This window comes from Pseudomonas sp. R3.Fl (genome assembly GCF_023516765.1).
In the GTDB taxonomy this organism is placed as follows: Bacteria; Pseudomonadota; Gammaproteobacteria; order Pseudomonadales; family Pseudomonadaceae; genus Pseudomonas; species Pseudomonas citronellolis.
This window is the reverse complement of the sequence record NZ_JAMGSO010000001.1, coordinates 6,972,233-6,996,203: the sequence shown is the minus strand read 5'-3', so window position 1 is coordinate 6,996,203 and position 23,971 is coordinate 6,972,233. Positions and strand designations below refer to the sequence as shown.

The window sequence follows — 23,971 nt, the reverse complement described above, 5'->3', positions numbered from 1 at the left end:
AATCGCAAGGCGTTTCTGCTGGAATACTTACACGACCTTTTCGGACAATGTGTCGCCAATGAACTCTTCATATAAACCAAAGTCGCGCATCCAGCGTACCTTTTGCGAACTGTCCCAAAAGGGAGTCACTGACATTGAGCAGGCATCAATACTTGCCCGAATGAAACAATCAGGTGCTTTCGATTGGGGCAAGCTACTGGAGTCTCAGCGCACCCTAATTATTTCAGAAGCGGGGGCTGGAAAGACCTATGAGTGCCGCATGCAACAGCAGGCTTTATGGGAGCTAGGTGATCCAGCCTTTTATCTCGAATTGGCAGAACTCGCAACCAATAATCTACGTGATTTACTGTCAACCGAAGAGGAAACTAGGTTTGACGCATGGCTGGTATCACAGTCTGATGTCGCCACTATATTCCTAGACTCAATTGACGAACTAAAATTAACTCTTGGCTCTTTTGAAACTGCTCTTAAACGACTGAGCAAAGCTATTTCCGGACAACTCAGTCGCGTACAAATAGTTATCACAACACGCCCTATCAATATCGATCAACAACTCATTAAGAAGTACTTACCAATACCAATTCCTCATGAGTTGATCGCAAGCGACGAGGTCTTCGCCAACATCGCCATGGGCCTCCATCAGAGAAAAACAGACCAGAACAACCAAGACACGGTGCCTCAGTGGCGTACCGTCGCCTTGATGCCCTTGTCTGATGATCAGATTCGTGAAATGGCGGAGATCGAAGGTATCAGCGATACCAGTGCTTTGCTTGCCGACATCCGCAAGCGCAATGCAGAGGATTTCGCACGTCGTCCGCAGGATCTCATAGAGCTTTGCGCCGACTGGCGCGAGCATCGCCGAATTCGTACCCACCGAGAACAAGTTATTCAAAATATCAATATAAAGTTAAAACCACGTACCGACCGCCCTGAACCAGCTCAATTATCTCCCGACAAAGCATTTGAAGGGGCTAGCCGGCTTGCGTTAGCAGTACTTCTCACTCGCAAAATAATAATCCAACTCAGTGTAGAGGCTGACCGAGGAGAAAATCAGGGTACCTCTCTTGACCCCTCGATGGTATTGCACGATTGGACAGCTAAGGAGCGCCAGACTCTACTCGAACGGGCTCTGTTCGGCTTCGCAAGCTACGGCCGAGTCCGGTTCCATCATCGTTCGGTCATTGAATTCCTTGCAGCACAACGCTTGGAAGATCGCTTGCAGCACGGCATGCCAATCAAAGCAGTGAAACGGCTGTTGTTTGCTGAGACTTCACAGGAGGTACGCCTCGTTCGGCCATCAATGCGTCCAGTTGGAGCCTGGCTGGCCAACTCACGACCAAGCATTTTTTCCGAGATATGTGGCCGTGAACCCGAGGTGCTGTTAAACCATGGTGATCCGGAGTCACTACTACTTCCGCAACGTATCGACGCATTACAGAGCTATATACAACACCATGGCCGAGGAGGATGGCGCGGGCTCCATACTCCGCGCTTACAGGTACAGCGCTTCGCCACTCCTGACTTGGCGGACCATGTGCAAAAACTATGGCAGGCAGGAGTTGAGAATCCCGAGGCCCGCGAGTTACTTCTTCAAATAATTGGTGCAGCACCAATTACCACATGCTCCGATATCGCCTATGAAGTAGCCAACGATAGCAATGCGACACACGGCGAGCGCCTACACGGAATTGAAGCTCTAATTCAATTAGAAGATCCACGTGTAGAGACGCTTATAAAGTCCATGACTGATAGCCCGGAGAAATGGCCGGAACGCCTTATACGCAGTGTAGTAGTCTGGATTTTTCCGAATCACATCAATCCTGAATACATATGCCAGATACTGGAGAGCATCCAAGAGCATAGAAGAAGCCACCTTAATGAATTCATCTGGATGTTACCTCAGAGGATTGCTGAGCTAAAATTTTCACCCGATTATCTAGCAACACTGCGCAAAGGATTAACCGATCTAATTTCAAGGGGGCTTACTTGGAGGCAAGCATGGCCTCACTTGGCGAGTGGCTATTCATACCTAGCCCCTATGCTAGCCGCTGTTTGTACCAGGCAGATTCAAGATGGTGAAACGGACATCACGACTCTCCAATCCGCAGTAATCGCACTGCGCCTAGGACGTGAAGACCATGATTACAAAGAGCCGATACAGCAACTTAAAAAACTGCTTGAAAAGCTACCGCCACCGTCACGCGAGGCAGTCTTTTGGGCCGACGACGCATTCAACGAGAACCTGCATCCCGAGAGGGACCCTTGGCGAAGAATGTACAATTCTTCATTCGATGGCCCACTGATTCTAAATGGTGCAAAAGATGGTTTTTGGGTACAGCGAATTCTTGCCGATACAGATCATCCTACCCCAGAAAGAACCATGATGCTCCATGCTGCGCTATGTGGTATATGGCCCGGCACCAATGAATCGAATAGTCATATCAAGGAACTCAGGCAATATGTTATCGATCAGCCAGAGCTTATTGACTTGGTCGAAAAACACCTCGCCCCCCAAAAAATCAATCCGGAAATGGCCAAGTTTGAAACACGACAAAAGCGGCAACGCCAAATCAGAGAGAAGCGTGAACTGAAGAAGCACGCAGCTTGGATGGCGTTTTGGCGCGAAGTTGCAGAGCATCCCGAGACAGCCTTCAGTCCCGATTGCGAGGCACATACCACGTGGAATCTATGGCAGGCCATGCAAAACTCTGATCAAGAAAACAGTATGGCCGGTTGGAATCGTCGTTTTATAGAGAAGTACTTCAACAAAGAGGTCGCAGATCGACTACGTAACAGCATGCGTACCGTCTGGCGTAATGATCGTCCAACGCTTCGCTACGAAAGACCTCAGGAAGAAAAGTGCGTCACCCTCCTTCGTTGGCAACTTGGGTTAGCTGCAATTACAGCTGAAGCTGAGGACCTTAATTGGGCACACAAACTTTCTGCTGAAGAAGCCAGACTGGCTGCACGCTATGCACCCCTTGAAGGAAGTGGCTATCCAACGTGGCTTGAAGATCTCGCTCGCGCCCATCCTGACGCCGTCGAGGAAACGCTCGGCATCGAACTAACCGTTGAGCTCGACGAGATAGCAACTCCACGATCGTTTGCTATTTTGCTCCAGAATATTAGTTACTCATCGGCGACCGTAGCACAACTATTTCTACCTCGCCTACTCGCCTGGCTTGATACCCACACTATCAACTTGAGCAACCGAGAGAACGAGACAGTCATATTTGAACGACTGGAACGTGTACTCGACATCCTCCTTAAGCATGGTGATGAAGAAACCCGAAAGCATATCTGCTCCATGGCTGAAGATCGGCTAAAGGTTACTGAAATTGGACTATCTACCCAGATTTGGCTGACTGCACTAATGTGTCTTGACCCAGCAAAGGGAACAGATACTATTGAACGCTTGTTATTACCACTCGAGCCAGCACCCACTGGCCAAACTATTGACATCTTCGGCAATATATTTGGAGATCGTCACAATATTCTGCGCGCCGATCTCAGTAGTATCGACTTCACGCCTACAATACTTCTACGCCTAACCCGACTGGCTTATCTGCATGTACGACCATCAGATGACATCATCCACGAAGGAGTCTACTCACCGGACTCTCGTGATCATGCGCAAAGTGGACGAAACTCTATACTAAGTGGGCTTCTCAATACAAAAGGAGCGAAAGCTTGGGCAGTCAAACTTGAAATGGCTGCTGATCCACTCTTCAGCCACTTCCGTGATCGACTCACCCTACTGGCTCGCGAAAAAGCTGCTGAAGAAACCGACAGCGCCGCTTTAACCGAGTCTGAAGTAGCCATACTCAACAGCTACGGCGAAGCACCGCCGACAACTCGAGACGATATGTTTTCGACACTTGTCGATCGACTCGACGACCTCGAAGATCTGCTCCTACAAGACACATCCCCTCGCGATACCTGGGCATTGATCAAAGACGAGAAATTAATGCGTCGGGAAATTGCTCGTGTGATGCAGAATGCAGCAAACAGTATCTATACAGTCGATCAGGAGGCGGTCACCGCCGACGAGAAGGAGACGGACATCCGGCTACGTGCATTATCGGGCCAGCAAGGAGTGATTGAACTTAAACTCGGTGAAAATTGCTCGGGTCGTACTCTGCGTGACACGATTAGAAATCAACTCGTTGCTAGATATATGGCAGCCGAAAACTGTCGCTCAGGGTGCCTTCTTGTAACGGTAGCCAGCAACTGTAGCTGGCAACACCCAGATACCGGGGACAAGCTTGATATTCATGGACTGCGGGTACTACTTGAGGGCGAAGCAGCTAATACTGTCAACGAGATGGGTGACTGCTTACGTCTCACGATCAAAGTCATTGATCTCAGGCCAAGACTTAAAGCCAAGACGAGGCAAACAACAAGCTGAATCAACCATGTCGGGTATGGTACAGAAGCTGTTGCTAGTCAACGGCGACTATCGGCCGGACGTTTGCAGTAAAGAACAGACAAGTACACGGCGACTCCAGGCTCGACCTGGAGCAACCGCCGTCTCGCCATCCTGGCCACCGCATCGATTCACGCCTACCATACGCCCATCCCGTATTACCGCAGCTGCTGAACCCGGTATTCACGAGGATATGATCATGGAAAGAACTCGCGCCTGGAGACGCTCACAGGCCCGTAGACATGCCCCCCAAAAGGCGTTTCATCCGCCGCGGCCCCGGCCAGAAAAGAACTGGAAGCTGTTATACACCCGTGCCGACAAGCTGTTCGGGGCACGCCAACTTGGCCTGGGTTATCCCATCCGCACTGTCCGACAACTGCTGGATCAAGAGTGACCAACCTGCTTTTCATCTGCAGCCGAAATCAATGGCGCAGCCCCACCGCGGAAGCTATCTGGCGCCGCCGGCCCGGCTTCGATGCCCGTTCGGCAGGCACCAGCCCGAACGCCCGCAAACCCGTCGGCCCGGCGGATATCCGTTGGGCCGACGTGATCTTCGTGATGGAGCGCAAGCACCTGAATCGTCTGCGGGCGGAATATGCCCGTCTGCTTGAACACAAGCGGCTTCACGTTCTGGATATTCCCGATGACTACCGCTTCATGGATCCTGAACTGGTGGACATGCTCGACGATATGGTGACGTCCTGCCTTGCCGTCTGAGGCGCGCACAAAACGAATAGACAGGCTGCCCCCATGTACACCCTCCTCGACTTCAAGGAAGAAGCCCTCGCCGAGTACCTGAACTCGCCGCTGCGCAGGCATGGGCTGGATTCTTATGTCTTCAACACCGGCGTCAGCCCGGAGGGTGAGGCGATGTTTTCCATTGTCTGCCTGAATGCGAGCGAGCTTGGGCAGGCGCGGCATTTGATCTATAGCAGCCAGCAGCTTCTCCGGGACATTCATCCGGAGGCGGCGCGGGAGTTGGTGGAGATACGTCGGCGGAACCGGCAGCTTTTCTTGAGGCTGGTCACATCCAGGCCGGCCTTTGTGGTGGCGGCTTTGGCCATGACGGCGGCTGTGTTGGGCTACCTCTTTGGCCTGTGACGCGGGCGGCGGATTCACCTGAAATTTCCCACCCACATTCTCCCTTGTGGGCCTACAAAGGCCGTCGCTAGATTCGCTCCCTGTCACGGTCAATCCCGTGGCCGGGGTGTCGCAGCCCCGTGCACCGTTGTTCGCGTATAAGCGCCAAAGCATTCCTGCACAGGCGCTTTTTCTTGCCTGCTGCGTAGTGCAGTCATGGCGGATCGTGCGGGGCAGGCTTCGGCCTGGCCGGTTATATGCGCATCAACGGTGCCGGTACTGCGACCCCCGCACGATCCGCCGCCCCTCTTTCCAGGCTGGCGGTTTCTCCCTCCCAGAAGGAGCAACGGAAATGCACTGTCGCTTACATCTTGCTGTGTTCACCTTGCCGTCCCCCCTGCCCTGCGCCCTCGCCCTGGAGGTGTGCCATGGCTGATCCGAAACTGGTGCCGCTGCACCATCAGTCCTTCGAGGATGTTCTGTTCGTGAATGCCGGCGCGCCCGCGGCGCATCTGTACGATGCCGCCGCGCGCCGCCTGGCGGCGCTGGAGGACCTGTTGCACGTGCTGGAATGCCACGATGGCGACGACGTGCTGGTGCAGGAAACCTCGCGGTTGGCTTCGGCGCTGGTGCCACTGGCCGGCGAGGCGCGGCACCTGTACGAGCTGGCCCAGCAACGGGCCGAGCGTAGCGGCGGCTGATCGCGCCGCCTGGATGGCCGAAGGCCGGGGCCTGTGCTTCCTTGTGGAGGCGCGGGCTCCGGCCTTCGGCTTTGATGGGCAATGGGTAGCCGGGTCAGTTCGCTCCGGTGGCGCTCACCAGCCGCTGCTCCACCCGCACCCCCGGCATCATCTGCCGCAGGCTTTCGGCCAGGCGCTCGCCGGCTTCGTGCAGGGCCTCCAACGGCATGGCCGGCAGGCTTTCGAGGATGAACCACATCTGCCGGGCCTCGGCGTCCAGGCGCGTGCGCACGCCCTGGCGCCAGTTCCAGCGGCGGCAGGTGGCGCCCAGGTCGTCGCGCCAGATGACTTCGCCGGGCAGCGGCGGGTCGTTGGCCGGCTGGCCTTCCTTGAAGGTGTCGAACGGCTCGCTGCCGTCGGCGATGGCCAGCCGCGGCGTGCCGACGTAGGCGGCCAGGTTCTCGCCGCCCACCGGCAGCGCGTACTGGATGCTGATGGCGTTGTAGAGGTCCACCAGCGGGTCGATGCTTGGCAGGCTGCCGTCGCGCAGCACGCGCTTGCGCAGGGCTTCCACCGAGCAGGGGGTGCGCTGGGGCTTGGCGCCGAAGCCACGGAACACCTCGGCCCAGGCGGCGATGTGCGCCTCGGCCCAGGCCGGGCCGCCGTCGAGCAGCACCCGGCAGGCGTGCTCCACGGCCTGGCCGGCCACCTCCGGGTGCAGGATGGGCGCGGCCTCGACCGTCAAGCTCAGGGCGCAAAAACCGGGGGCCAGGCGGGCGACCTGGGGCTCGATCAGGGGCAGTACGGGTTGCATCGAAGCGTCTCTCTATCGGCGGTCGAAGGGGCTGGCGCGGGCTATTTCTAGCACCGCGGCGGGGCGCACTCCAGATCGATCCCGATGATTTAAGCGAATGCGCGATCAGTTTTCCTAATGCCCAGGGCGTGTGGTTCGCCCGGCTGGCATCGCTGCGGCATGCAGACAGCCAGAAGCGACAGCCCCCTTCCCGCCGAGCTGGCCGTTCGGACAAGATAGGCACGCCCCGCCGGGGCGCTTTCACGCGTGTCCCCTTCCCTTTTCTGCCGGTGCCCCATGCAACCTCGCGATCTCGTCGCCTACCTGTATCTCGCTGTGGCTTGGGGCCTGTCGTTCCTGGTGCTGCTCAAGGCGATAGCCGGCTTCGGCTGGGTGGGCGCGGTGAGCTTCCGCGCGCTGATCGCCAGCCTCACCCTGCTGGCGGCGGCGCGGCTGAGCGGCCGGGTGCTGGACTTCCGCGGCCTGTGGCGGCCGCTGTGCGTGGTGGGCGCCACCACGGTGGCCGGCCAACTGATCGGCATGACCTTCGCCACGCCGCTGATCGGCACCGCCATGGCGGCGATCTTCGTGGCGGCCATCCCGCTGTTCTCCATGGTCATCGGCCGCCTCTGGGGGCTGGAGCGCATCACCCTGGCCGGAGCCGCCGGGCTGGCCCTGGGGCTGCTGGGCATGCTCCTGCTGGTGGGCTTCCCGGCGGTGCCGGTGACGCCTTCCTTCATGCTCGGCTGCGCGGCCTCGATCTTCGGCGGCGTGTGCGCGGCCTTCGGCAGCAACTACGCGGCGCTGCGTCTGCGCACGGCGGGCCCCTGGGAGGTGACCTGCGGCGCCTTCCTGGTGGGCGGGCTGCTGACCCTCCCATTGCTGTACTGGGTGCCGCCGCCGGGCGTGCCCTCGGCGCTGGACGTGCTCTACCTGCTGCTGTGCGGCTGCATGATGAGCGCCTTCAACTACGTGGTGTACTTCCACCTGGTCGCCCGCATCGGGGCTACTCGCACCATCAGCGTGGAGTTCGTGGTGACGGTGGTGGCAGTGCTGGTGGGGGCGCTGTGGCTGCACGAGCCGCTGTCGCTGGTGCAGGGGCTGGGGGCGCTGATCATTCTGGCGGGGTGTGCGCTGGTGCTGGGGCTGGTGCCTGGGGTGCGGCGGCGGGGGGTGGTTTGAGGTTGGGGCTTTGGGCTTTGGGCTTTGGGCTTTGGGCTTTGGGCTTTGGGCTTTGGGCTTTGGGCTTTGGGCTTTGGGCTTTGGGCTTCGGGCTTCGGGCTTCGGGCTTCGGGCTTCGGGCTTCGGGCTTCGGGCTTCGGGTTTTGGTTTTTTGTAGGAGCGAGCTTGCTCGCGAACAGAGTTACCCGGTAGCTGTGGTACTTCGGATTGACTCCGTCCCCTCTCCCCAGCCCTCTCCCTTCAGGGAGAGGGCTAGGGAGAGGGCGCTCTTCAGGGCCCACACCATGCCCAATTCGGAGCCCTGTTCGCGAGCAAGCTCGCTCCTACAAAAAAGAAAAAGCTCCCCGCCTCAGGACAAACTACGCACCCCCCCCCCCGTCGACGCCACGCCGCTGTCCACCTCTTCCATCTCCAGATACGCCGTCTCACGCATCACGAACGAACAAACCGCCACCAACGCCATCGCCGCCGCGCCATACAGCGCCACGTAGACCGGCTGGTGACCACTGGCGATAAGGATCGCGGTAGCCGCACTGGAAGCAGTCCCACCACCCAGGGCAGCCCCCAGCTGGTAGCTGGCGGAAATACCGGAGTAGCGCATCCGCCGCGGGAACTGTTCGGCGAGGAAGGCCGGGATCGGGCCCTGGGTGGCGCCCATGAAGAAGCCCACGGCCAGGTAGGCCAGCAGGGCCAGCGCCAGGTGGTGGGTGCCCAGCAGCGGGAAGAAGGCGAACAGCCCCAGGGCCATGATGGCCGCTCCGAAGATCATCACCGTGCGGCGGCCGTAGCGGTCGGACAGGTGGCCGAAGAACGGCGCCGAGATGACGATGGCGATGGACAGCGCGAAGTCGAACAGCAACGCCTGGCTGCTGCTGTAGCCGATGTCGGTGGCGTAGGCGAGGAAGAAGGTGCTGATGTAGGCCACGGTGATGTAGCCGAAGGCGATGCCGGTGCACAGCAGCAGCTCGCGCGGGTGCTGGCGCAGGGCTTCGAGCAACGGCATGCGGGCCTTGGGCTGGGCCTTGGCCGGTTGCGCCGGCGCCGGGTTCTGCAGGCGCGCGTAGAGGCCGACCAGCACCAGCACGCCGCCGAGCCAGAACGGGATGCGCCAGGCGATGCCGCCCAGGTCGTCGTCGAAGGCCAGGCTGACCAGGGCGAACACCGCGGAACCGAAGATGCCGCCGATGCCGATGCCCATGCTCGTGAAGCTGCCCCACAGGCCGCGGCGGCCGCGGGGCGCCACCTCGATGCCGAACAGCGCGGCGCCGCCCCACTCCCCGCCCGCGGCGAAGCCCTGCACCAGGCGCAGGCCCACCAGCAGGATGGGCGCGGCGATGCCGAGGCTGGCGTAGTCCGGCAGGAAGCCGATCAGCAGGGTGCTCATGCCCATCAGCAGCAGCGTGGCGACCAGCGCCTTCTGCCGCCCGTAGCGGTCGCCCAGGTGGCCGAACACCACGCCGCCCAGGGGCCGGGCGAAGAAGCCGGCGCCGAAGGCGGCGAAGGCCACCAGCACCGCGGTGAGGCGGTCCATGCCGGGGAAGAACAGCTTGGGGAAGACCAGGGCGGCGGCGTAGCCGTAGATGACGAAGTCGTAGAACTCCAGCGCGGTGCCCATGCCGGAGACGCAGAAGGTTTTGAACGCCGAGCGCGAGCCGGGCGTGGGGGTGTGGTCGATCATGGTGGTCTGCTCTTGTTCTTGTGGCAGCAGTGTTCCGCGCGGCGGCCGGGTGGCCGCCGCGGGGGTGGGTCGTTCAGCTCAGAAGCGCAGGAAGCCGTCGCGGGCCAGGGCCTTCGGGTTGCCGGCGTGGTACTCCAGGTTGCAGCCGACGCTGTCCAGGCCGATGGTCAGCAGGGTTTCCCAGCGCTCGGTGTCCGGCTGCGACAGGTCCGGGTGGAAGCACACCACCGCCTGCTCGCCGGCCTCGCCGCAGAAGGCTTCGGCGCGCTGCGCCAGGCCCTCGCGGGCCATGCCCGGGGCCATGGCCGCCAGGTGGTCGAAGCGAGCGTAGGTGGTGGAGACGTCGGCGGTGCGCTCGCCGCGGGCCTGCTGCGGATCGACGAAGTGGTTGGTGTGCAGCACCCAGCCGTCGGCGTGCGGCGGCACCACGGCGGTGGCCGCCGGGCTCATCTCGATGCTGGCGGCGCGCAGTTCGGCGTCGTCGCGGCTGAAGCAGGTCAGCACGGTGGAGGCGCTGACGCGGGCCGAGCCCACCAGTTCGATGGCCTCGGCCACGCTTGTGGCCTCTTCCAGCACGCGGCGGGCGATGGCGTGCACCGGCACCCCGGCCTCGGCGTTGTCGCCGGCGTGGTGGAGGATGTTGAAGTGCATACCCAGGCCGGCGCTGTTGACGCCGATCTTGCCGAGCATGCCGAACTCGGTGAACAGCTTGACCGTCAGGCCGCTGCCGGCGGCCAGCTGCAGCAGCAGGCCGTGGGGCACCAGGCTGTCGTGCCAGTCCCAGGTCTGGATGCTCAGCGGCGCGGCGGCGCCATGGGGCGCGTAGACCGCGGTGGAGCACTCGCCTTCCAGCGGTTGCGCCGGCATCACCGCGAGGATTTCGGTGCGCGCGTTCAGCGCCGCCAGTTGCCACAGCGGCAGCTGCACGCCGGCGGCCAGGCCCTCGATCTCACGGGCCAGGGTCGGGCACCAGGCGTCCAGCGCGGCCAGGCTGGCCTCGCCGATGCCGCGCACCTGCTCGGCGGGCACGCCCACGCGGGGGAAGAAGTCGAGGTACAGCGCCACGGTGCGCCGAATCTGTTCCGCCCACCGCTCTCCAATCTGCCGCCCGCGCTCGAACGGCTCGCGGGTTTCGCTCACGAAGGAATGGATGATCACTGCAAGGCTCCTTTGTCGATTTGGAAAAACGCTGGGCGGGTTTCCCCGCCCGGCTGATCAGCGCTGGGCTGTCAGCGGCCGGCTGTAGACTTCGCGGCCGGCGAACCAGGTGGTCAGCACCTGGGTGTCACGCAGGGCTTCGGGTTTCACGGTGAAGACGTCGCGGTCCAGCACCACCATGTCGGCCTGCTTGCCGGGCTTGAGCGAGCCGATGCTGTCTTCCAGGCGGATCATCCGCGCGGCGTTGAGGGTGTAGGCCTGGAACATCACCTGGCGGTCGATGGCTTCGTCGGCGTTGAGCACGCCCTTGGGGCCCTTGCGCGTCACCGCCTGGTAGATGGCCTTCCACGGGTCGGGCGTGGTGATCGGCCAGTCGCTGGCCCCGGCGAGGGTCGCGCCGTGCTTGAGCAGGGAGTGGGCCGGGTAGGTGTACATGAAGACCATGGCGTCCACGTAGGGTTTGACGAGGTCGATGCTCGATTCATCCGCACTGGCCCAGTAAAGCTGCATGGAGGCGATCACGTCCAACTGCCTGAAGCGGTCGAAGTCCTTGGGGTTGACCATCTGCAGGTGGGTGATGGAGTGCGGGATGCCGCTGTGGCGGTCGCGGCGCGCCTGGGCCATGCCGTTGAGCGACTCGTGGATGGCGCGGTCGCCGATGGCGTGCACGTGCACCAGCCAGCCGCGGGCGTCGGCGGCGCTTACCAGCTCGCCGAAGTGCTTGGGGTCGATCAGCAGTTCGCCGAACTTGTGCGAGTTCTTGTAGGGCTCGAGCATGGCCGCGCTCTGCGCCGGCACTTCGGCCACGCCGTCGGCGAAAATCTTGATGCCCGGCAGCGTCAGGTTGGGCACGCCGAGGAACTGCTGGCGCACCTTGTCCAGCTCGTCGAGGTCCTTCGGGGTGGCCTTGGAGTCGGCCATCAGCAGCGCGGCGACGTGGGCGGACAGGTCGCCCTTCTCGGCCAGCGCCTTGTAGATCGGCAGCACACCGGTGGAGGCGTTGGTGATGTCGGCGCCGGGGATTTCGTTGGCCAGCGGGTCCATCCAGGCGGTGATGCCCAGGCTGTTGTAGTAGCGCAGCGCGGCGTAGGCGCCGCGGGTCAGTTCCTCGGTGCTGGGTAGCGGCAGCAGCGCCTGCAGCGGGTAGAGCCCGGCGTCCACCAGGAAGCCGTTGGGGGTGCCGTCGGCATGGACGCCGAGGGTGGCTTTCTCCTCGCCCTTGAGGGTGGCGACTTTCGCTGCGTCCACCTTGGCGAGTTTCAGCATGGCCTGGTTGGCCCAGCCGGTGTGCAGGTCCCAGCCGACGAAGAGGATCGGCACCTGGGTCCATTCGCCCTGGTTGAAGGTCTTTTCCAGCGCCGGGATGTCGCCCCAGTAGGTGGACGGCAGGCCGCCAACGCTGAGGAGCTCGCCGCGCTTCGCCTTGCCGTTGTCGCGCCATTCGCGCAGCTTTTTCTCAAGCTCGGGCACCGGCAGCAGCTCGCCGTCGAGGTTGGCCTGGAGCATCTGCAGGCCGCCCTTCACGGTGTGGCTGTGGGAGTCGATGAAGCCGGGCATCAGCACCTTGCCCTGCAGGTCGACGACGCGGGTGCCGGCGGCCTTCAGGCGCAGCACCTGCTCGTCGCTGCCCACCGCCAGGACCTTGCCGTTCTCGATGGCCACAGCCTGTTGCAGGCCCTGGCCGGGCTCGGCGGTGTAGACCTTGCCGCCGTGGAGGATGAGGTCAGCGGCGGCCATACTTTCCGCTGAGGAAAAAACACAGGCCATGGACACCAGCGCCGGAATCAGTATTTTCATGGGTTCGCCCAGGTTCTTGTTGTGTGAACGCAGGTTAACCAAAGCCCGGCACGGCTTTAATGCCGATTTTTTGCACAACTTCTGTGCCTGACAGGAATAGATAAATGGACAAGATGACCGCCCTGACCATGTTCGTCGCCACCGCCGACCACGGTGGCTTCAGCCGCGCCGCCGAACACCTGGGCAAGACGCCCTCGGCGGTGACCAAGGGCGTGGCGCAACTGGAGGCGGAACTCGGTGCGCGGTTGTTCGAGCGCACCACCCGGCGCATGGCGCTGACCGAGGCCGGGCAGATCTACCTGGAGGGCGCGCGCCAGGCGCTGCTGCACCTGCAGGCGGCCGGCGCGGAAGTGGAGCAGTTGCAGAAGGACCTGCGCGGCACCCTGCGCATCGCCGCCCCGCCCTCCTTCGCCCCGGCCTTCCTCAACCAGGTGTGCGGCGCCTTCCTCGAGGAATACCCGCAGGTGCGCCTGGAGGTGGACCTGCAGGACGAGTTCGCCGACCTGGTGGAAGGCGGCTACGACCTGGCCCTGCGCGACGGCCCCGTCGACCTGCCGGGGGTGATCGCCCAGCCGCTGCTGGAGAACCACCTGCTGCTGTGCGCCAGCCCCGCATACCTGGCGCGCAAGGGCATGGACGTGACCCTGGAGAACTACACCGAGCACGACTGGCTGATCTTCCGCCACCCCATGCTCAACCGGAACTTCTGGTGGGTGAACCGCGACGGCGAGCGCATCCGCCTGAAGCAGCCGGTGCCGCGCCTGGCCAGCGACAACTACGACTTCCTGCTCGCCTGCCTGCTGGCTGGCCACGGCGTGCAGTTCCTGCCGCAATGGAGCGCCCTGCCGTACCTGGCCCGCGGCGAGTTGGTGGAGCAGCTGCCGGACTGCTGGCGCGACCAGAGCGCCTTCGGCGCCACCATCCATGTGCTGTTCCTGCCGCACCGGCGCAACACGCGCAAGGTGCGGGTGTTCATCGAGGCCCTGAAGGCGCACCTGCGGGCGCAGGGGTTGGGCTGAGGCCCGGCGCATTCTCCAGAATCCCCGCGGCCGTGCTCTTCGTAGGAGCGAGCTTGCTCGCGAACAAAGCCGGTGCCATGCGGTTCGCGAGCAAGCTCGCTCCTACGAGAAGCCGGGTCTGCCGGTGCGGTAGGAGCAACCGTCTATTGGGTTCCCGCGTTCGCGGGAATGACGTCGGAAAACACGACTCTCACCCCGTCATTCCCGCGAACGCGGGAACCCAGAAAACGTAGCGGACCCTGCCCGCGATTCGCGCGCAGGGCGCGCTCCTACAGGGGGCTAAGATAGCGCTGCAGGATCGCCTGGTACTCCCCGCCCTCGACCAGCTCGCGCATCGCCCGGGCATAGAGCTCGACGAACGCCGGCGTGGTGGTGCGTTTGCTGAAGGCGACTTCCGCGGCGTCGCTGGAAACCACCACGGCGGTGGGGCCGATGCGTTCGTTCAGGCCCAGTTGCTCCAGCTCGTAGAGGCCGCTGTTCTCGTCGGCGATGATGCCGTCGAGGCGGCCCTTGTCGATCATGTGCCAGAGGTTGCCGCGGCTGGGATTGAAGAACACCCGGCTGGCGAAGTCATGGTTGGCGAGCAGTTGCTGGTAGGACTCGCCGTAGCTCACGCCGACCTGCGCGCCCAGGCGGAACGAGGTGCCCAGCAGGTCGAGCAGGCCATGCAGGCCGTCCCGGGCGGGGTCGCCCTTGCGCATGAACAGGATGTTCCGCGAGGGCTGCAGGATGACCCCGGAGAAGTAGGCGTAGACCTCGCGCTCCGGCCGGCGGAAGGCGCCCGGCAACACGTCTAGGCGGCCCTGCTCCAGCTCCTTCAGCGCCCGCGCCCAGGGCAGCTTGACCAGCGTCACCTGGCAGCCCAGGCGCTCCAGGGTGAGCCGGTTGATGTCGACGTTGATGCCGCCGATCTCGCCATTGGGCAGGAGCATGCTGAAGGGCGGGTCGTCGTCCCAGCGCAGGGTCTTGTCGCAGGCCGGCGCCAGGGCCGGCAGCAGCGCCAGCAACGCCAGGCACAGGCGGGGCAGCAGGGACGCGAATCTCGTTACGGCTCGGGACAAGGTCACGGCTCTCGGCATTCTTGTGTCCGGCGAGTCTAGTGGTTCGCAGCCTCTGTCAGCCAGAGCCGTAAGACCATTCCGTCAGGCAAAAGCAACCGCCGGGCTAGACCGCCACGCCGAGCAGCCGCGCGATCTCCTCGGCCACCAGCGCCGGCTCGCTGAGGATCAGCCCGTGGCCCGAGCGCTCGGCCAGCACATGGCGGCCCTGGGGCGACTGCCGGGCGCGGTAGGCATGGGCAGCGTTGGCCGCCGCGCGGATGCGCTCGCTCATGCCGAAGTCCGCCAGGGCGCCGGAGATGACCGTCAGCGGGATGTCCGGCAGCACCGGCGGTTGGTTGCGATAGGTTTCCAGCGCCGCCACCAGGCCGGCCAGCTCGGCGCCGCGGGTGTGCATCACCGGCATGCTGAAGCCTTCCCGACGCAGGTCGGCGAGTACGTCCTCGGGCAGTACGGCGATGGCCTTGCGGTAGCAGCGCTCCAGCAAGCCGCAGCGGGCCAGCAGCCAGCTGGCCGCGTGGGCGAACTTCTCCAGGCGGCGGAAGGCCGGGGTGAAGATCAGCTCGCAGGCTTCGTCGGAGACGTCCGCCAGCACCAGGCCGGCGATGCGCTCCGGCCGCGCGGCAGTGGCGGCACGCACCAGGGGACCGCCGCCGCTGTGCGCCACCAGCACGAAGGGGCCGGGGCCGAGGTGGTCGAGCAGGTCGTTGAGGTCGTCGGCCATCCGCTGCATGCTGCGCGGCTGGGCGTCCGCCGGGCTGCGACCGAGGCCACTGCGGTCGTAGACCACGGCGCGGGTCCACTGCGCCACCAAAGGCTGGACCAGTCCCCAGAAGGAACGGCTGGCGGCCAGGCCGCTTTCGAATACCACGGTGGGGGCCTGCCCTTCTGTCGGGCCTGGGAGGGTCTGGTAGAACAGCTCGCGGCCGTCGCGGGTGAGTGCCAGGCCGGGGGTGCCCTGGGTTGGGGCGGGGGCTGGGGGCATGGGGTGTCCTGGTGGGGTGTGGCGGTAGGTGGCGAATGATAATCATTATTTTCAGATCAGCGATATGTTGTTGTCTTGGTGTGTCTGGTCGACTCCGCGCCCTCTCCCCAGCCCTCTCCCTTCAGGGAGAGGGAAAGGCGCCAAACCGAAACACCGAAGCCACCGGTGAACACAACGCCCCGTAGGATGGCGTTGAGCGAAGCGATACCCATCAACGCAACCGCATGGGTTTCGCAAGCTCAACCCATCCTACGAAAAGCACCTCGGCCCCATCGGTGAAAAGCCCCCTACTTCGCCTTGTTCTCCCGCAACATACGCCTGGGAATCCCCAGCAGAATGGTCAGGCCCCCCGCGATCAACACCAGCGCAACCGTATACATCCCCCACGACAAGCTCCCCGTCGCCCCACGCACCCAGCCAATGACGATGGGCGCGGTCAACCCACCCACCTGCCCCAGGCTGCTGATCAGCGCGATGCCCCCGGCCGCCGCCGTGCCGGACAGGAACGCGGTGGGAATGGTCCAGAACAGCGCCGTCACCGAGAGATAGCCGACGCACATGATCGACAGCAGGACGATCGACAGCGTCCAGTTCGACGGCAGGTAGCCGATGGCGGCGACGGCCCCGGCCACCACCAGGATGCAGGCCATGAAGTGCCAGCGGCGCTCCACCACCCGGTCGGAGTTCCAGCAGACGATGAGCATGCCGACCGCGCCGACCATCCAGGGCAGCGCGGACAACAGGCCGATGTACCAGACGTTGGTCACGCCCGACTGCTTGATCAGCGTGGGGGCCCAGAAGTTCAGCACCGAGCCGGCCCAGGGAATGACGAAGTAGCCGAAGGCGGCGATGTAGACCCAGGGGTTCCGCAGCGCCGCGGAGAAGTCGTGGCCCTTCTCGACGGCGGCCTTGGCGCTGGCGTCCTCGGCCAGGTGCGCCTGGACGATGGCCTTTTCCGCCGGGCTGAGCCACTTCGCCTGCTCCGGCTTATCGGCCAGGTAGAAGTAGGCGATCACGCCGGCGACGATGGACGGCGAGCCTTCGAGCAGGAACAGCCACTGCCAGGCCTTCAGCCCGTACACGCCGCCCATGTTGTGCATGATCCAGCCGGAGACGATGCCGCCGATGGTGCCGGCCGCGGCGATGCCTAGGATGAACCTGGAGGTGACGCGGGCGCGGCGCCCGGACGGGTACCAGTAGGTCAGGTAGAGAATCACCCCGGGCAGGAAGCCCGCCTCGGCGCAGCCCAGCGCTATGCGCGCGACGTAGAACTGCATGGGGGTCTGCACGAACATCATGCAGGTGGAGATCAGCCCCCAGAGGATCATGATCCGGGAGATGGTGACCCGCGCGCCGAATCGCTGCAGGCACAGGTTGCTCGGCACTTCGAAGAGGATGTAGCCGACGAAGAACAGGCCCACGCCGAAGCCGTAGGCGGCTTCGCTGAGGCCGATGTCGGCGCTGAACTCCAGGTGGGCGAAGCTGATGTTCACCCGGTCGATGAAGCCGAGCACGTAGCAGATGAACAGGAAAGGCAGGATTCTCAGGCTGAGTTTCCGATAGGTCGCGTCGACGTCCGACGGGTTCAGATCGGCCAGCGTTATTGCGGGGGTTGCTGATTGCATCGTTGTTCTCCACCCGTTGGCTGCCTGCGAAAAGCATGCAAAGGCCCTTGCCCGCTCTTCGCAGAGGGACAGCCGCTATTCGATTGATCGTGCTGGTGAGTGCGGGTCAGCCTTGCGGCCGGCCCAGGCGCGAAAGGCGCGCGGGCAGCCTCAAGGCTCCCGTTCGGCGCCGAATACGCCGCGCTCGGCGAGCGCCTTTATCTGCGCACTGGAAAGGCCATACGCCATGAGCACTTCGTCGCGGTGCTCGTCGAGCCGGGGCGGCCGCCTGCGCAAGGCGCCCGGCGTGCGCGCCAGCTTCACCGGGATGCCCGGGCCGCTGTAGCCCTCCTCGTCCATGACCATCTGGCGATGCAGCGTATGCGGCGCCTGCGCCACCGTCCCGACGTCGAGGATGGCCGCGGCCGGCACGCCCTTGCGCAGCAGCTCCTCGCCGAACGCCTCGCCGCGGACTTGCCTGAACAGCCTTTTCAGTTCGACTTCGAGCGCGGCGCGGTTCTCGACGCGCAGCCCGTTGCTGGCGTACCGCGCATCGTCCGCCAGGCCGGGCGCCCCCAGCAGCTGGGCGAGCAGGCGGAACTGCCGGTTGTTCGCCACGGCGACGAATATCGGCGCGCCCGCCGTCTCGAACAGGTCGTAGGGCACGATGTTCGGATGGCCATTGCCGACCGGCTTGGGCGGCACCTTCGAGGCCAGGAAGTTCGCCAGGTACGGGTGCGCCATGCTCACCCCGCTGTCGTACAGGGCGACGTCGGCCATCTGCCCGCGGCCGCTGCCGTTGCGCTCGTGCAGCGCCAGCAGGGCCGCGAGCGCCGCGTTCATGCCGGTGCACATGTCGACGATGGGCGAGCCCAGCCTGACCGGCAGCCGCCCGGGTTCGCCATTGATGCTCATCAGGCCGGACAGCGCCTGGACCACGGCGTCGTAGCCGGGCAGTTCGCCGAGCGGGCCGTCGTCGCCGAAGCCGGTGATGCGGCAATGCACGAGCCTGGGCAGGCGCCGGGTGATCTCCAGCGGCGACTCGATGCCCCAGGCGCGCAAGGTGCTCGCCTTGAAGTTCTCGATGAGCACGTCGGCGCTTTCCAGCAGCGTCCAGAACACTTCGCGGCCGGCCTCGGAGCCCATGTCCAGGGTGATCGCCCGCTTGTTGCGGTTCACCGCGTTGAAGTAGGCCGCGCTGCCCTCCACGAACGGCGGGCCGAAGCCCCGGCACTCGTCGCCCTCGGGGCCTTCCACCTTGACCACATCGGCGCCGTGGTCCGCCAGTATCTGCGCGGCGAAGGGCCCGGCGAGAACCCGCGAGGCGTCGATGACGCGCAGTCCTTCCAGTGCGCCGGCCATCACACACCTCCCCCGACGTGCCAGGTGAAGCGGCCGTTGGCCAGGTCCTTGTGGGTGACGCTCAGCGCCAGCCGGTGGTTGTGCGCATCGGCGGCGCCTTCCAGCAGGCCGTTCCAGATGTCGAAGACCGCGGGGTGCAGGGCCCGGGCCTGGCCGAACAGCGTCCAGCCATGCTGGGTGATGGCGTAGCCGTCGGCGCTTTCCTGCACCGTGACCTCGTCGCCCTGGGCCCGGGCCAGCCTGGCCAGGAAGTCGACGAAGGCGTGCAGCGACTTGTCCTGCGCCACGCCCAGACGCGCCGCCGTCTCGTGATAACACTGCATGGCGACCTGGCGCGCCGACAGGCGCAGCACGTTCACCGCCTCGCTGGGGCCAAAGAGGTCGACGGCGGTGGGCAGGGTCGAGCGGACGTATTCCATCGCATAGTTGCGGCTGGCCTTCTCGATGCGCGCCTGCGGCCAATCACTGGAGGGCAGCGTGGGCGCGGCGGCCGGGTCGAAGTCCGGGGCGTCTTCGTGGCGGGCGAAGCGCAGCCGCTCGTGGGGCGCCAGGGGCGCGTCGTATTCGTAGTAGTAGCCTTCGAGGCCGGACTGGCCGTCGGCGGTCTGCTTGGTGCAGACGAAGCCCAGGCGCGGGTTGCCCAGGGTGACGCCGTTCTGCGCATGCCAGCCACGCAGCATGGCCGCGGAAACCTCCGAGGGGATGCCGCACAGCGCGGTGCCCGACCAGATCCAGCGCGGCGGCGTGTAGCGCACCCAGGCCTTGCGGTCGCTCTCGTACATGTACTCGACGCAGACGCCGCCGATGTTGTTCGACAGGTAGTGATATTGCGCGGCGGCCACCGCCGGCGGGAGCTTGTCGATGCCCAGTTTCGCCAGGCCCTGGAGGAACCGTTCCGAGCGTTGGCGGCAGAACACCTGGTAGACCAGTTCCGCCGCGCGGGATGTGCCTTGCCGGGTCACCGAGGAAAGTACCATCCCAGTGAAAAACGAGTGGTACCAGTGCGCTACCGCATGCCATGCCTCGCTGGTTTCTTTATCGACTACCGTATTCATCTCTACTACCTTCTAGTTGTTTTAGGTTTGCCTGAGACCATCTACGACGTAATCCGCAATATCTTCTGCAACTTTCAGCCGCTGCATATCCGTTTCGCCCGGTTGCCGGCGATACCACATGGTCGTCCAGTTCAATGCCCCCAACAGCGGCTTGACCAACAGGTGCGAATCGACGGACTTGAATATGCCGGCGACGATTCCCTCCTCTATCACTTCGCGAAACAGCGCTTCGTATTCGTCGCGCATGACGATGAGCCGCTGCATCTCGGCGCGCTGGGCATCGGTCAGGCTGCCGGTGAGGTGCATCTCGACGCCCTGCACGGTCACCCGCTGGTAGGACGTGTATTCCATCATCAGCCGGGTATGTTCGATCGCCATCCGCCGCAGCCGCTGGTCCGCGCCCAGGGCTGCGTCCGCGGCGATGGGCGCAACGCTTTCCAGGTTCATTTCCATGGCCCGCCGGTGCACGGCGGCGAACAGGTCCCCCTTGCTCCGGTAGTAGTAATAGACACTGCCCTTGGTAGCCTGTATCTGATCCGCCACGTAATCGATCGAAGTTGCTTCATAACCAACTCTGGAAAACGCCTCTGCCGCGGCATCCAATATCGCCGACTGACGCAGCGGCATGTTTTCGTAACGGACGGATTTATTAGCCACACTTCATTCCTTCTTGTTCGGGTTTGCACACAACGAATGTTTTACCTGGCGCGCCAGGACCACCCGCTGGATCTCCGAAGTGCCTTCGTAGATTTCGGTGATCCGCTGGTCGCGATAATAACGTTCCATCGCGCTGGGCTTTACGTAGCCCCGGCCACCAAGAATCTGTAGGGCATCGTCCACAATGCGGTGGGAAGATTCGCTGGAGAACAGCTTGGCCATCGCCCCCAGCCCGGTTATGTCGTCGCCGCGGTCGTATGCGCGGGCGGCTTCGTAGGTCAGCATGCGGGCCGCGGACAGCGAGGTGACGGCGTCGGCCAGTTTGAAGCCGACGCCCTGGTGGTCGATGATCGGGCGCCCGAAGGTGCTGCGTTCCACCGCATGGGCCGCGGCCTCCTCGAATGCCGCCAGGGCGATGCCGTTGGCCTGGGCGGCGATGACCACGCGCCCCACGCCGAGGGTGGCCAGCGCCAGGCCCAGGCCCTTGCCGGCTTCGCCAACGATGGCGTCGTCCTCGACGTAGGTGTCCAGCTTCAGGTTGGTGGTGGTGGTGCCGCGGATGCCCAGCTTGTCTTCGTAGTGGTCGATCACCACGCCCGCGGCGTCGCGGGCCACGACGAAGGCGCTGATAGCCTTCCTCCCGGCGTTCTCGCCGGTGGCGGCGAAGACGATGAAGTGCCGGGAGTGGCCGCCGTTGCCCAGCCAGCATTTCTCGCCGCGTATCCGCCAGCCCTTGCCCGTGCGGGTGGCGGTGGTCTGCAGGGCGGCGGGGTCGGAACCCGCGCCACGCTCGCTGAGCGCGAAGTTCACCGCGGCCCCGGTTTCGGCGAGCCCGCCCAGCAGCCGGCGCTTCTGCGCGTCGCTGCCGCCGAGCAGCACGGGGAACGCGCCGAGGGACAAGGCCGCCATGATCGCGGCGGTGGAAGCGCAGCCGCGCGCCAGCTCCTCGACTACGGCCACCAGCGCGCACAGCGACGCCCCTTCGCCGCCATGTTCGCGGGGCACGAACATGCCGCTCAGGCGGTTTTCCAGCAGCACGGGCAGGTGTTCCAGCGGGTAGCGCTGGTCGCGGTCGATCTCGGCGGCCAGCGGGCGGAAATGGCGCTCGCCGAGCAGCCGGGCGATCTCCTGCCAGCGGCGCTCGTCAGCGGTCAGCGGTGGGCTCCAGATGATGCTCATGTGAAATACTACCAAGTAGGTTTTTAGAAAGTGATGACGCATCCCGGGCTGGCCGGAATCCCGTCTTACAATCAACATACTACTCAGTATCTAAAACCGTCATCGCCCCACCGGCAGCCCGCCCCCGCTGCCCGCCAGGCAAGATGCCGCCCCTCTCCAGCCCCCTTCCGCCGACGCTTCCCGACCAAGCCTCCATCCCGCAAAGCAGCACAAACCCTGACGTAGGATGGGTAGAGCGAAGCGATACCCATCACCCTGATAGCCACACCTACCAGGAACACTCCTACAGACATGGATGCCGCTTTACCCAGTCCAAACGACCAACTCCCTACCCGTCTATTCCGATCCTTCCGTCCACCCCGGCGGAACCTTCTGCTATCCTGTGCGTCCTTTCGCTGTCGGTCACTGCCTTGACCGTGCTCCCCGTGACAGCCGCGCCCCGGCGCACCGCATAAGACCAAAGGACCCCTGATGACTACCTCCACAACCGAACCGCGCAGCCGCGGTGCGGCCCTGGTGCTATTCGCCCTCGCCGTGGGCGGCTTCGCCATCGGCACCACCGAGTTCGCCACCATGAGCCTGCTGCCGCTCTTCGCCCCGGCGCTGGGCATCGATGCGCCCACCGCCGGCCATGTGATCAGCGCCTACGCCCTGGGCGTGGTGGTGGGCGCGCCGCTGCTGGCGGTGCTCGGCGCGCGCCTGCCGCGGCGCACCCTGCTGGTGCTGCTGATGGGGCTGTTCGCCATCGGCAACGGCCTCAGCGCGCTGGCGCCGACCTACCACTGGATGCTGCTGTTCCGCTTCATCAGCGGCCTGCCCCACGGCGCCTATTTCGGCATCGCCGCGCTGGTGGCCGCCTCGCTGGTGCCGCCGCACCGGCGCACAGTGGCGGTCGGGCGGATGTTCCTCGGGCTGACCGTGGCCACCATCGTCGGCGTGCCCCTGGCCAACTGGCTGGGCCAGGCCCTGGGCTGGCGCTGGAGCTTCGCGCTGGTCGCCGCCCTGGGCGTGACCACCATGCTCTGCGTGCGCCTGCTGGCGCCGTACTCGCCGCCCGAGGCCGGCGCCAGCCCGCTGCGCGAGCTGGGCGCGCTGAAGCGCGGCCAGGTGTGGCTGACCCTGGGCATCGGCGCCATCGGCTTCGGCGGCCTGTTCGCGGTGTACACCTACCTGGCCGACATCCTCGGCGCGGTCACCCACGTCTCCCCCGCCGTGGTGCCGCTGGTGCTGGCGGTGTTCGGCGTCGGCATGACCCTCGGCAACATGTTCATCCCGGTGCTCGCCGACCGCGCGCTGATGCCCACCGCCGGCGGCCTGCTGGTGTGGAGCGCGGTGGTGCTGGCGATCTTCCCGTTCACCGCCGGCAACATCTGGAGCATCGCGGTCTGCGTGTTCTTCGTCGGCTTCGGCGGCGCCCTGGGCACGGTGCTGCAGACGCGCCTGATGGACGTGGCCGAGGACGCCCAGGGCCTGGCCGCGGCGCTGAACCACTCGGCCTTCAACTTCGCCAACGCCCTGGGCCCGTTCCTCGGCGGCCTGGCCCTGGCCGCCGGCTACGGCTGGACCTCGCCGGGCTGGGTGGGCAGCCTGCTGGCCATCGGCGGTTTCGTGCTCTGGTCGATCTCCCTGGCCGCCAGCCGCCGCCAGGAAAGGGCCGCCCTGCAGGGCGACTGCTGAGAAAGCACCGCGCTGCCGTCCGGCTGTGGCCGGCAGCGTCCGCTGCGCGGGGTTGATGCGGATCAAGCCGTCGCCCCCTGCGCGGCGTACAAGTGGTTGCAGTCCACTTCCCCGCCGGCTCCGCCAGGAGGCTTCCATGCGCACGCAACTGCTGCACACCCGCGATGGCCACTGCTACGTCCAGCTCGACCAGTTCCGGGTGCCCTTCCACGACGAAACCCAGGCCCGCGACTACCTGGAGCGCCTGCAGCAACGCCTGGCCGCGCCCCACGCGCTGGCCGAGGCCCGCCGCCGCGACGCCGAGCAACGGCGCCACGGCAGCTGAGCGCCTGCTATCAAGGACGACGCGCCGTGGGCCCGTCGTCCTTCTGCTGTTCCACCCAGAGCGAGCGCGGGTCGCAGATGATCCGCGACGGGTTGCCGATGGACACCAGGCACACGCGGTTCTCCCAGCGGTCCCAGAGGAACACGTACTGGGCGTCGCCGCCGGCGGGGGTATAGCGCAGCATCATCCAGGCCACCACGGCGATGGCCCAGAGCGACAGCAGCAGGGCGAGGAACGCGACCATCTTCATGGCCGC

Annotated in this window: 20 protein-coding genes; 8 read left to right on the top strand and 12 right to left on the bottom strand. The window is 64.4% G+C overall.

The genetic code is table 11. From position 1 onward, the window contains the following. The first annotated feature begins 58 nt into the window (after positions 1–58). The 4 genes from hyoA (at position 59) to M8R19_RS30875 (ending at position 6,207) form a co-directional block, all read left to right on the top strand. A complete protein-coding gene (hyoA, locus tag M8R19_RS30895; protein ID WP_249919870.1) occupies positions 59–4,408 on the top strand; it encodes an NACHT domain-containing antiphage protein HyoA in 4,350 nt (1,449 codons plus the stop codon). A gap of 408 nt (positions 4,409–4,816) precedes the next feature. Next, the gene (locus M8R19_RS30885) at positions 4,817–5,143 is read left to right on the top strand and encodes a low molecular weight protein tyrosine phosphatase family protein (RefSeq protein WP_024128409.1); all 327 of its coding nucleotides are present in this window, start codon (positions 4,817–4,819) and stop codon (positions 5,141–5,143) included. Positions 5,144–5,176: 33 nt separating this feature from the next. Continuing rightward, positions 5,177–5,527 carry a hypothetical protein gene (locus M8R19_RS30880; protein WP_249919868.1) on the top strand — a complete coding sequence of 117 codons (351 nt, stop codon included), beginning with the start codon at positions 5,177–5,179 and terminating at the stop codon, positions 5,525–5,527. A gap of 407 nt (positions 5,528–5,934) precedes the next feature. Continuing rightward, positions 5,935–6,207 carry a hypothetical protein gene (locus M8R19_RS30875; RefSeq protein ID WP_009620055.1) on the top strand — a complete coding sequence of 91 codons (273 nt, stop codon included), beginning with the start codon at positions 5,935–5,937 and terminating at the stop codon, positions 6,205–6,207. Between the two features lie 94 nt (positions 6,208–6,301). Here M8R19_RS30875 and M8R19_RS30870 read toward each other — a convergent pair whose 3' ends face one another. Further along, the gene (locus M8R19_RS30870; protein ID WP_249919867.1) at positions 6,302–7,000 is read right to left on the bottom strand and encodes a B3/B4 domain-containing protein; all 699 of its coding nucleotides are present in this window, start codon (positions 6,998–7,000) and stop codon (positions 6,302–6,304) included. A gap of 276 nt (positions 7,001–7,276) precedes the next feature. Here M8R19_RS30870 and M8R19_RS30865 point away from each other — a divergent pair, with 276 nt between their 5' ends. Further along, positions 7,277–8,161: a DMT family transporter gene (locus M8R19_RS30865; RefSeq protein ID WP_074985669.1), complete on the top strand. Its 885-nt coding sequence runs from the start codon at positions 7,277–7,279 to the stop codon at positions 8,159–8,161. A 349-nt stretch (positions 8,162–8,510) separates the two neighbouring features. On the opposite strand, the gene M8R19_RS30860 is transcribed toward M8R19_RS30865, so the two are convergent. The 3 genes from M8R19_RS30860 to M8R19_RS30850 all read right to left on the bottom strand — a co-directional run bounded on the left by M8R19_RS30860 (position 8,511) and on the right by M8R19_RS30850 (position 12,794). Then, positions 8,511–9,839, bottom strand: coding sequence for an MFS transporter (locus M8R19_RS30860; RefSeq protein WP_249919866.1), 1,329 nt, complete (start codon positions 9,837–9,839; stop codon positions 8,511–8,513). Positions 9,840–9,917: 78 nt separating this feature from the next. Beyond that, positions 9,918–10,997, bottom strand: coding sequence for a C45 family autoproteolytic acyltransferase/hydrolase (locus tag M8R19_RS30855; RefSeq protein WP_249919865.1), 1,080 nt, complete (start codon positions 10,995–10,997; stop codon positions 9,918–9,920). Between the two features lie 57 nt (positions 10,998–11,054). Beyond that, entirely contained in the window at positions 11,055–12,794 is a 1,740-nt protein-coding gene (locus M8R19_RS30850; RefSeq protein WP_249919864.1) for an amidohydrolase, read from the bottom strand. 104 nt (positions 12,795–12,898) lie between these two features. Here M8R19_RS30850 and M8R19_RS30845 point away from each other — a divergent pair, with 104 nt between their 5' ends. Further along, on the top strand, positions 12,899–13,813 hold the full coding sequence (locus tag M8R19_RS30845) for a LysR family transcriptional regulator (protein WP_116425276.1): 915 nt from the start codon (positions 12,899–12,901) through the stop codon (positions 13,811–13,813). Positions 13,814–14,082: 269 nt separating this feature from the next. Here the strand turns inward: M8R19_RS30845 and M8R19_RS30840 are convergent, their stop codons facing one another. The 7 genes from M8R19_RS30840 to M8R19_RS30810 form a co-directional block, all read right to left on the bottom strand. Continuing rightward, on the bottom strand, positions 14,083–14,874 hold the full coding sequence (locus M8R19_RS30840; protein WP_249919863.1) for a substrate-binding periplasmic protein: 792 nt from the start codon (positions 14,872–14,874) through the stop codon (positions 14,083–14,085). A 103-nt stretch (positions 14,875–14,977) separates the two neighbouring features. Beyond that, positions 14,978–15,856, bottom strand: coding sequence for an alpha/beta fold hydrolase (locus M8R19_RS30835; protein ID WP_074985684.1), 879 nt, complete (start codon positions 15,854–15,856; stop codon positions 14,978–14,980). A 287-nt stretch (positions 15,857–16,143) separates the two neighbouring features. Then, a complete protein-coding gene (locus M8R19_RS30830; protein WP_249919862.1) occupies positions 16,144–17,481 on the bottom strand; it encodes an MFS transporter in 1,338 nt (445 codons plus the stop codon). Positions 17,482–17,631: 150 nt separating this feature from the next. Further along, the gene (locus M8R19_RS30825) at positions 17,632–18,822 is read right to left on the bottom strand and encodes a CaiB/BaiF CoA transferase family protein (protein WP_249919861.1); all 1,191 of its coding nucleotides are present in this window, start codon (positions 18,820–18,822) and stop codon (positions 17,632–17,634) included. Then, entirely contained in the window at positions 18,822–19,784 is a 963-nt protein-coding gene (locus tag M8R19_RS30820) for a hypothetical protein (RefSeq protein WP_245322933.1), read from the bottom strand. The genes M8R19_RS30825 and M8R19_RS30820 overlap by 1 nt, the downstream gene beginning before the upstream one ends. A gap of 114 nt (positions 19,785–19,898) precedes the next feature. Further along, positions 19,899–20,534, bottom strand: a complete 636-nt coding sequence (locus M8R19_RS30815) for a TetR-type transcription factor C-terminal domain-containing protein (RefSeq protein WP_249919860.1) — start codon at positions 20,532–20,534, stop codon at positions 19,899–19,901. Positions 20,535–20,537: 3 nt separating this feature from the next. Next, entirely contained in the window at positions 20,538–21,713 is a 1,176-nt protein-coding gene (locus M8R19_RS30810) for an acyl-CoA dehydrogenase family protein (protein WP_249919859.1), read from the bottom strand. A gap of 471 nt (positions 21,714–22,184) precedes the next feature. On the opposite strand from M8R19_RS30810, the gene M8R19_RS30805 reads away from it, so the two are divergent. Together M8R19_RS30805 and M8R19_RS30800 are read left to right on the top strand one after the other, a co-directional pair. Next, positions 22,185–23,390 carry an MFS transporter gene (locus M8R19_RS30805; protein ID WP_058072589.1) on the top strand — a complete coding sequence of 402 codons (1,206 nt, stop codon included), beginning with the start codon at positions 22,185–22,187 and terminating at the stop codon, positions 23,388–23,390. A 136-nt stretch (positions 23,391–23,526) separates the two neighbouring features. Continuing rightward, a complete protein-coding gene (locus tag M8R19_RS30800; protein WP_009620021.1) occupies positions 23,527–23,715 on the top strand; it encodes a hypothetical protein in 189 nt (62 codons plus the stop codon). Between the two features lie 10 nt (positions 23,716–23,725). Here M8R19_RS30800 and M8R19_RS30795 read toward each other — a convergent pair whose 3' ends face one another. Beyond that, the gene (locus M8R19_RS30795) at positions 23,726–23,965 is read right to left on the bottom strand and encodes a hypothetical protein (RefSeq protein ID WP_009620020.1); all 240 of its coding nucleotides are present in this window, start codon (positions 23,963–23,965) and stop codon (positions 23,726–23,728) included. Positions 23,966–23,971 lie beyond the last annotated feature (6 nt).